The sequence below is a fragment of the Nocardiopsis sp. RV163 genome (assembly GCF_001029525.1).
GTDB classification, from domain to species: Bacteria; Actinomycetota; Actinomycetes; order Streptosporangiales; family Streptosporangiaceae; genus Nocardiopsis; species Nocardiopsis dassonvillei.
This window is the reverse complement of sequence record NZ_LEKI01000211.1, coordinates 1-7,886: the sequence shown is the minus strand read 5'-3', so window position 1 is coordinate 7,886 and position 7,886 is coordinate 1. Positions and strand designations below refer to the sequence as shown.

Sequence of the window (7,886 nt, the reverse complement as noted above, 5' to 3'; positions counted from 1 at the left end):
CCCCGCCCCCAACTCCGAAACCCCACACGAACAGCCGCCCTACGGGCGGTAAGGAGGTCCTGACGTGGAGTCCCCCCTCTTCGACTTCCGTGCTGCCCTGTCAGGGGAGGAGCCGGACCCGACCGAGGCCGAGGAGGCCGCCCTCCTCCAGGAGCAGAACTCCGGCGCGAACCGGTCGGATTCGGCCCCGGTGAGCGTGGACCTGACCAGCGGCCTGCTCCTGCTGAGACACGCCGGCTCCTCGGTCGAGGTGGACACCGCCACCCAGGAGGCGGTACTCGACCCCGGCGATTCCGAGGTGACCGTCGGCGACGACGGCGTGATGCTGTTCGGTGCGCAGCGGTCGGAGGACAGCGCCTCCCCGCACCTGTTCGCCGGTCAGGACACCGAGCACGTCGTCGCGGTGTCCGCCCCCGAGTCCGAGGACCTCACCGAGCAGAGGGCACAGGACTTCGAGCCCATGCGCGCCTCGGAGCCGACCGTCCCGCTCGAACCGGGCGTGCCCGCGGAGCCGGGCGTGCCCGCCGAACCGCGGATCATCTCCTCGAACATGTCCTCGGAGGGGACGGACGCCCTCGAAGGCGAGACGACGGCCCTGGTGACCGAGCCCCGAACCGAGGAGGAGCGGGAGGAGGAGCGGGACGCGCCGCTGGAGTCGGACCGGGACCCGGCAGGGGAGCCGGACACCGGCGTGGAGCCCATCTCCGCCGACGCCGACGACCCCGAGTACGGCGAAACCGCCGGTGACGAGATCCCGGGGGCGCCGGTCGTGACCCTGGACCCCGAGACGGGTGTCACCACCGTCGAGGCGGGCGAGCTGAGGTTCGTCCTGGACTCGGACACCGGCACGATCGAGATCGAGCCCGGCGACAGGAACGTACCCCTCGACCCCGAGGCGGCACCGGTCACGATCGAGGCCGGACACCTGGGCCTGACCATCGACCCGGCGGAGGGCACCGTCGAGATCGAGACGGCCGGCCCGGGCGACGGTGAGGAGGCGCTGCCCACCACGATCGAGATCGGCGACCTGAAGCTCACCCTGGACCCCGAGACCGGCGAGGTCTCCTTCGACCCCGGCGACGGGCGGGTGGAGGTCGACCCCGAGACCGGCCTGATCACCGTCTCGGAGAAGGACGAGGACGGCGAAGAGGACCGCGAAGAGGACGGCGGGAGCGAGGACAGGCCGGGCGGCGACGGTCCCGGCAAGGAGGAGACCTCCGATGACGACCGTCCGGGCGGCGACGGCCCAGGAGAAGGGCAGACCTCCGGCGACGACCGCCCCGACGGCGACGGCGGGGGCAAGGACAAGCCTGACGAAACCAGCCAGGACGACTCTCCCGAGCACGTGGAGAGCCACCACCCCGACCGCCCCGGCGGAACCGACCCGGGCGGCGGCGGGGCCCCGGTCACCCCTGTGGGCGGCACCACGCCTCCGGTCACGGACGGGACTCCGCGGGACGAACCCGAGCCCACCCCGGACGAGGGCTCCGACGCCTCGGAGGAGACCCCCACCTCACCTCCGACCGAGAGCACGTCGCCCTCTGACGAGGACTCCTCCGACCCCGGAGAGGAGAGCGGTGGCGGTCCCGACGAGACCCACCCCATCGAGCCCGTCACCTCCGTCAAACCCGAAACCACCACCGAAGACGACGGCGGGAACGGTGACGGCGGAGGCGACGGCGGGGAGGACGGAGGCGACGGCGGCGAATCCCCCGAAACCCGCCCCTTCGACCCCGCCGTCATCACCGACCCGGAAACCACGACCGAGGACGAGGGCGGCGAGGACGAGGGCGACGAAGACGAGAGCGACGAAGACGAGGACGAGGGCGACGAGGACGAGGACGACGAAGACGAGGACGACGAAGACGAGAGCGACACGGAGGGCGGAGGCGACGGCAAGGGAGACGACGGCAAGGGAGGCGACGGCAAGGGTGGAGAAGGCACCAAGATCGACCTCGACAGGATCCGGAGTTTCCGAGAGAAGATCGTGACCCCTCTCAGGGAGGACATCGACGGCATCGAAACGAGCTTCTCCCACTACAACGTCGAGGGCAGTTACCAGAGACTCGGTGATTCCTCGATCCTCTCTGAAGCCGGGACGCTCTCCAACAAGATCGACACTTCACTGAAGAACGTCTACCAATTCGTCAGCGGCCTGCAGTCAGAGTTGACCGAGATCGAGAACAACCTCTCGAAGTCGCTCATCAAGTTCATGGAGATCGAGGACGAATCGAGCCTCACCGCCCAGGAGGTCACGAACCTGATCTACTCGAACCAGAGCGGTTCCGGTGGCGGCGGTGGCGGCGGCGGTGACGGGGACGGCACCGACGAGGACAGCAGCGAGGACTAGGACCGAGGCGCGGCGCACCGGGGGAGGGACAAGAGGTGCCGGACAAACCGATTCACGAGATCCTGAACATTTTCGCCAACGAAGAAGGCGAATATGGAAAAATGGAGTCCATAGAAAAGGTCTTCGAACCCCTCTGGGTCGACCACGGGCGCTACCACTTCCACGAGACCACAGGTTTCAAGGACTGGACCGGCAGTGGCGACAAAAAGGTCGACCGCTGGTGGAGGTACGGCGAGACCCACACCGCGTCCTACTCCACCGGCTACCACTCGTACACCTACGACTACACCGGCTACGACTACGCCGGCTACAACATGCAGAAGGAGGTGTGGGAGGGCGGCGACTCCGAGGAAACGCTCCAGCAGGACAAGTTCCGGCAGTCGCTGCTCAACCTGTCCGCCCTCGTCGACTACGAGACCAACAAGCTGACCTCCAAGAACTGGGACCTCGGGCGGCTGCAGACCACCATCGACGACCTGGGCGCCCTGCACAAGGCGCTGACCCCTTATGTCGGCGGTGACGGCGGCGGCAGCCTGAACAAGCTCTGGCAGGAGATCGACACCCCCGACGGGCCCATGAACGGCTCGGCGGCGGCGGCGTACAAGTACCGCCTCCAGGACATGGCCTACCGCATGACCCAGATCCACGAGGCGATCCCCGAGTTCAAGAGCCAACTGGAGAGGATCCGGACCGAACTGAAGACCTCCACCGGCGACCTCGCGGACAAGGTCTCGGACGCCCTCAACTCGTACGGGGGGAGGGTCAACGAGGCGTTGGACGGCTGGTACTTCAACATCTCGGCGGGATCGGAGAAGTGGGTCGAGCACCGGGACCAGTTCGACATCCTCATCATCCCGGCCGGAACCAACGCGGACGGGACACCGCGAGGCGAGGTGCGCGGCATCGTCGGTGACGACCCCACCGACACCAACGTCAACAACGCGCTCTACCAGAGGTTCCGCGACCACTACCGGACGGTCCACGAGTACGCCAACAACCTGTACGAGAAGATGGAGGAGACCTACTCGAGCGTCCAGACGGGACTGGACGTCATACCCGCTCCCAAGCCCCTCCCGACGCAGACACCCGACATCCCCGGCGACGGTCCCGGTGGTGGCGGCGACGACGGCCTCGAAGAGTTCCTCGAAGACCTCTTCGGTGACGGAGAAGGCGACGGAGGAGGCGACGGCGGTCCCGACGAGATCGACCTCAGCGACCTCTTCGGCGACGGAGGAGGCGATGGCGGTCCCGACGAGATCGACCTCAGCGACCTCTTCGGCGACGGAGAGGACGGGCCCGGCAACGGCGAGGACGGCCCCAAGGAGATCGACCTCAACGAGGTCTTCGACGAACTGGGCATCGACCCGCCGTCGAACGAACAGGAACTCAACGGCCCCAACGGTCTGGGCGGCGGCCCCGACAACCTCACCCCTCCGCCCCCGGTGAACCAGGAGATCGACAACCCCGGCGACACCCGGGGCAACGGCGGCCCCGAATCCTTCACACCGCCGCCGATCCCGCCGCCCCTCGGCCTCAACGGCCCCGGTTTCAACGGACCAGGCGACAGCCTGGGCAACAACGGCAGCCTGACACCGCCGCCGGTCCCGCCGCCCCTGGGCCTCAACGGCCCCGGCTCCGGCCGCGGTGGCCCTCAGGGCTACGACGGTTCCCTGGAACGCGATCCGGCGACGGGGCTCCCGCTCAACCCCGAGACCGGCCAGCCCTACCCCATCGACTCCGAGACCGGACTGCCCTACAACCCCGAAACCGGCCTGCCCATCAACTACGACCCCGAGACCGGGCAGGTCCTGCCCATCGACCCCGTCACCGGACAACCGGTCCCCGAAGGGGGCACCGGCAGTTCCCTGGAGTTCGACCCGGCGACAGGGGTCCCGCTCAACCCCGAGACCGGCCAGCCCTACCCCATCGACTCCGAGACCGGACTGCCCTACAACCCCGAAACCGACCTGCCCATCAACTACGACCCCGAGACCGGGCAGGTCCTGCCCATCGACCCCGTCACCGGACAACCGGTCGGCATCGACCCCGAGACGGGGCTGCCGACCGACTACGGGAGCCAGGCACCCGCGTTCACGCCCCCGCCCGACCTCGGGCTCAACGGCCCCGGCACCGGGCAGGACGGCTACGACTACGGGAACGGCGTGCCCACACCCCCGCCGGACCTCGGGCTCAACGGGCCGGGCACCGGTGAGGACGTGCCGATCAACCCGGTCACCGGCGAGCCCTACGTCATCGACCCGGTCACCGGCAAGCCCTACCCGATCGACCCCGAGACCGGAGCGCCGATCACGAACGGCTTCGAGGGCACCGGTCCCCCCCTGCCGCCTCCCAGCGAGCTTCCGCCGCTGGGGTCGCCCGAGGACCTGGGCCTCAACTACGGCGGCCTCAGCCCCGGCCCCGGCCCCTACTCCAACGACGGTCCGGGCGCGCCGGACAGCTCCGACCGCTCCTCGCTGTTCGCCAACCCCGACGGCACCCAGTACCAGGCGGGCGGTCCCAACGGCTCCTCCGGCGGGCAGGGCGCCCCCGGCGCCCCCGGCGGCGCGGGAGGACTCAACGGCCAGGGCGGCGCGGGAGCAGGCGCCGGCGGCGCCGGCGGCGCGGGCGGCGGAATGAGCGGAATGGGCGGCGGCATGGGCGGTATGGGCGGTATGCCTATGATGCCCCCCATGATGGGCGGTATGGGCGGCGGTATGGGCGGCGGCGGTGACAACAACCGCGACCGCCAGCGCTCCACGTGGCTCTCCGAGGACGAGAAGGTCTGGGGCACCACGGCCGACGCCCAGAAGTCCGCACTGGGACGACCCGTCCCCGGCCAGAACAAGAAGGGAACGCAACGTCATGAGCTCGCAGATGCAGCGCCAGATGGAAGAGGAACTGGCACAGCTTCACAAGACGATGGACCGGCTGGCGGACGCAAGCGCAAGCCTGGAGTCGGCAACAGAAGAGGTCGTGGCCAAGAACAGGCTCGTGGGCGCGAAGGTGGACGCGACGGGGGAACTGGTTGAGCTGAAGTTCCACACCCAGGCCTACCGGGACATGGCCCCCACCGAGCTGGCCGCCGCCATCACCGAGGTGGTCAACAAGGCGCGGAGCCAGATGGCCGAGCGGGTCTCGGAGGCCTACGGCCCCTTCATGCCGGACACGGCGGGCGCGGAGGAGGTCATGCGCGGCGAGCTCGACCCGCTCAAGCTGCTCGACCGCCTGGGCATTCCCTCCGACGACCCCCGGCAGTAGAGGACACCGACCGCCGCCGCCCGCGGCTGAGGACGAGGACCCGGAGAGGAGACGTACATGGCGTCCGGCAACGACGGCTTCTTCGCCGACCCCGACGGCATGACAGGCAACAGCCAGAAAGTCCGTGAAGCGGCCGACTACGCCCGCGAGCTTCAGCAGTGGCTGGACGGCGAGCTGGCGCCCCTGGAGCCCATCTGGGGCAAGGGGGACAAGTTCGCCAAGGAGATGGACAAGTCCCTGGGGGAGCTCAAGACGTCCCTCAGCGAGTTGGTGGGCCTCATCGCCACCGCGGCGGAGGATTCGAGCGACATCCTCCTGAAGACCACGGACAGCGTCGTCCGCGCGGAGGAGAACAACACCAACCACGTCCCGGACCTGGACACCACGGGCGGACGCGGAGGACGCCGGTGACCACCGACCCGATCCCCCTGCCCCCGGGCCGCGGCCCGGGCCCCCTGAGAAGGAGTTGCGATGTCTGAGAACGCGCAGGCGCGCGGCGAGGACGGCCGTTCCGCTGAGGAGTCCGGGTTCCGCTCGGCGCTCTCCGGAGGAGCCGGCGCCACGGTCTCGGGCGGGGCGGAGGGGTCCGCGCTGCACGGCTCCCCCTCCCTCCCGGGGGAGGCCGCCGGGGGCGCGGTGGCGGCCGAGGCCGTCCACGGCCCCCGGATCACCGGCGCCCTGAACGAACCCTCCGCTCCCCGGGTACCGGAGGAGGCGCTGGACCGGCCGGGCAAGCCCGCCCTGGCGGGCGCCGCCATCGCGGGTCTGCTGCTGGTCGCCGCCCCCTTCGCCATGACGGCGGGGGTGCCCGGGGTGACCCTGGAGACGACACCGCTCGCCTCGGGCGCGGGCGGAGCGGACGCCGTCGGCGGTCAGACCTCGGACACCGCTGAGGCTGGGGCTTCAGCGGGCGGCGAGTCCGGAACCGTCGCGGCGCCGGCGGACGCGGGCGCGGCGCCCGCGCCCCAGCAGGGCGCCGCCCCCCAGGAGACCGGCTACGTTCCCGAGGTGAGCGGGGACGCGGCCGGGACTCCGACGATGCCCGATCCGGGCACCGCCGCCGGGGGCGGTGAGGACCCCGTGGAGGCGGCCCCGGCCGCACGGGAGGACCCCGGCACGGACGCCGACGCTGGCCTGGAGGCCGGGGAGGGCTCTCGCGAGGCCACCGCCGCCGGGGAGCCGGACGCCGCGGATTCCGCGACGGACGGAGAGCCGGGGGCCGAGGGCGGCACTGCTGAGGGCGCTGAGGGCGCTGAGGGCGCTGAAGGCTCCGGGGACGCCTCCGCCGGTGGCGCACCGGCGGAGGAAGGCGACTCGGCCGACGCGCCCGCCGGAGAGGAGGGCTCGGACGGGGCGGCCGGTGAGGACGCGTCGGCCCGGGGCGACGAGGGCGCCGGGACCTCCGGGGAGGGCGAGACCGACGGAGGAGCCGGGGAGACCGCCGGAAACGGGGACACCGGCACCGGGGACGCCGCGAACGGCTCCGGCGGGCAGGAGATGAACTCCCCCCTCGCCGACACCAGCGGCACCGGGGACACCGCCCGCGACAACGGGGCCGCCGGGAACGGCGACGCCGAGGGCGGCGGTTCGGCTCCCGGGGACGGCCCGGTCGCCGACCCTCCGCCCTCGGAGGGCGGGGGCTCGGTCCTGGCGGACTCGGGCGCGATGGCGGGGGCCTCGGAGCAGGAGCCCTTCCTCGCCGTGGCCGGACCCGGCTGCAAGGACTCCCCCGGCGCCTCCTACGCGAACGAGGGGCGCTGGGACAGCGCGGAGGGCACCGCCAGTTGGGCCACCCGGTCCGGCGGGTACGCTCAGGAGGGCTGTGACGGCGGCTACGAGGCCCTTCCCGTCTCGGGCGACCCGGAACGGGGCAACGGCCAGTACGCCACCTGGACGTTCACCCCCGGAGAGGCGGGCGTGTCGTGCGAACTGTACGTGCACGTGCCGGACGACGAGAGCCCGCTGTGGATCTCACCGGAGGAGGCGAAGTACCAGCTCTTCTCCGGGCCCTCGGCCGAGGGGTCGCCCGTGGCGGTCTTCGGGATCGACCAGGCGGGGATCCGGGGCGGCTGGGTGCAGGTGACCGGGTTCACCTCCCCCACGGAGGAGTTCACCGTCAAGCTCACCAACGCGGGGACCGACGCCCTCGCGGACAGGGAGCACGCCAGCTCGCACGTGGCCGCCTCGGCGGTGCGCGCGTCCTGCTCCTGAGCGTCGGCGTCGACGGTGAGGAGCTGCCTGGTCATCGGTGTCTTCCTAAGTCGGGGGAGGGGCGGTG

General features: G+C 71.1%; 5 protein-coding genes. All 5 read left to right on the top strand.

Features of this window, described 5'->3' with window-relative positions; all coding sequences use genetic code 11:
- The first annotated feature begins 64 nt into the window (after positions 1–64).
- The 5 genes from ABD54_RS24140 (at position 65) to ABD54_RS24120 (ending at position 7,819) form a co-directional block, all read left to right on the top strand.
- Positions 65–2,350: a hypothetical protein gene (locus ABD54_RS24140; protein ID WP_047871835.1), complete on the top strand. Its 2,286-nt coding sequence runs from the start codon at positions 65–67 to the stop codon at positions 2,348–2,350.
- A gap of 101 nt (positions 2,351–2,451) precedes the next feature.
- Positions 2,452–5,379 (top strand): hypothetical protein, encoded by a 2,928-nt coding sequence (locus ABD54_RS29240; protein ID WP_047871834.1) that lies wholly within the window; start codon positions 2,452–2,454, stop codon positions 5,377–5,379.
- Positions 5,270–5,608 (top strand): YbaB/EbfC family nucleoid-associated protein, encoded by a 339-nt coding sequence (locus ABD54_RS24130; RefSeq protein ID WP_327137042.1) that lies wholly within the window; start codon positions 5,270–5,272, stop codon positions 5,606–5,608. The genes ABD54_RS29240 and ABD54_RS24130 overlap by 110 nt, the downstream gene beginning before the upstream one ends.
- Before the next feature lie 57 nt (positions 5,609–5,665).
- The gene (locus tag ABD54_RS24125) at positions 5,666–6,019 is read left to right on the top strand and encodes a hypothetical protein (protein WP_047871832.1); all 354 of its coding nucleotides are present in this window, start codon (positions 5,666–5,668) and stop codon (positions 6,017–6,019) included.
- Between the two features lie 60 nt (positions 6,020–6,079).
- Positions 6,080–7,819 carry a hypothetical protein gene (locus ABD54_RS24120; RefSeq protein WP_047871831.1) on the top strand — a complete coding sequence of 580 codons (1,740 nt, stop codon included), beginning with the start codon at positions 6,080–6,082 and terminating at the stop codon, positions 7,817–7,819.
- The last annotated feature ends 67 nt before the right edge of the window (positions 7,820–7,886 follow it).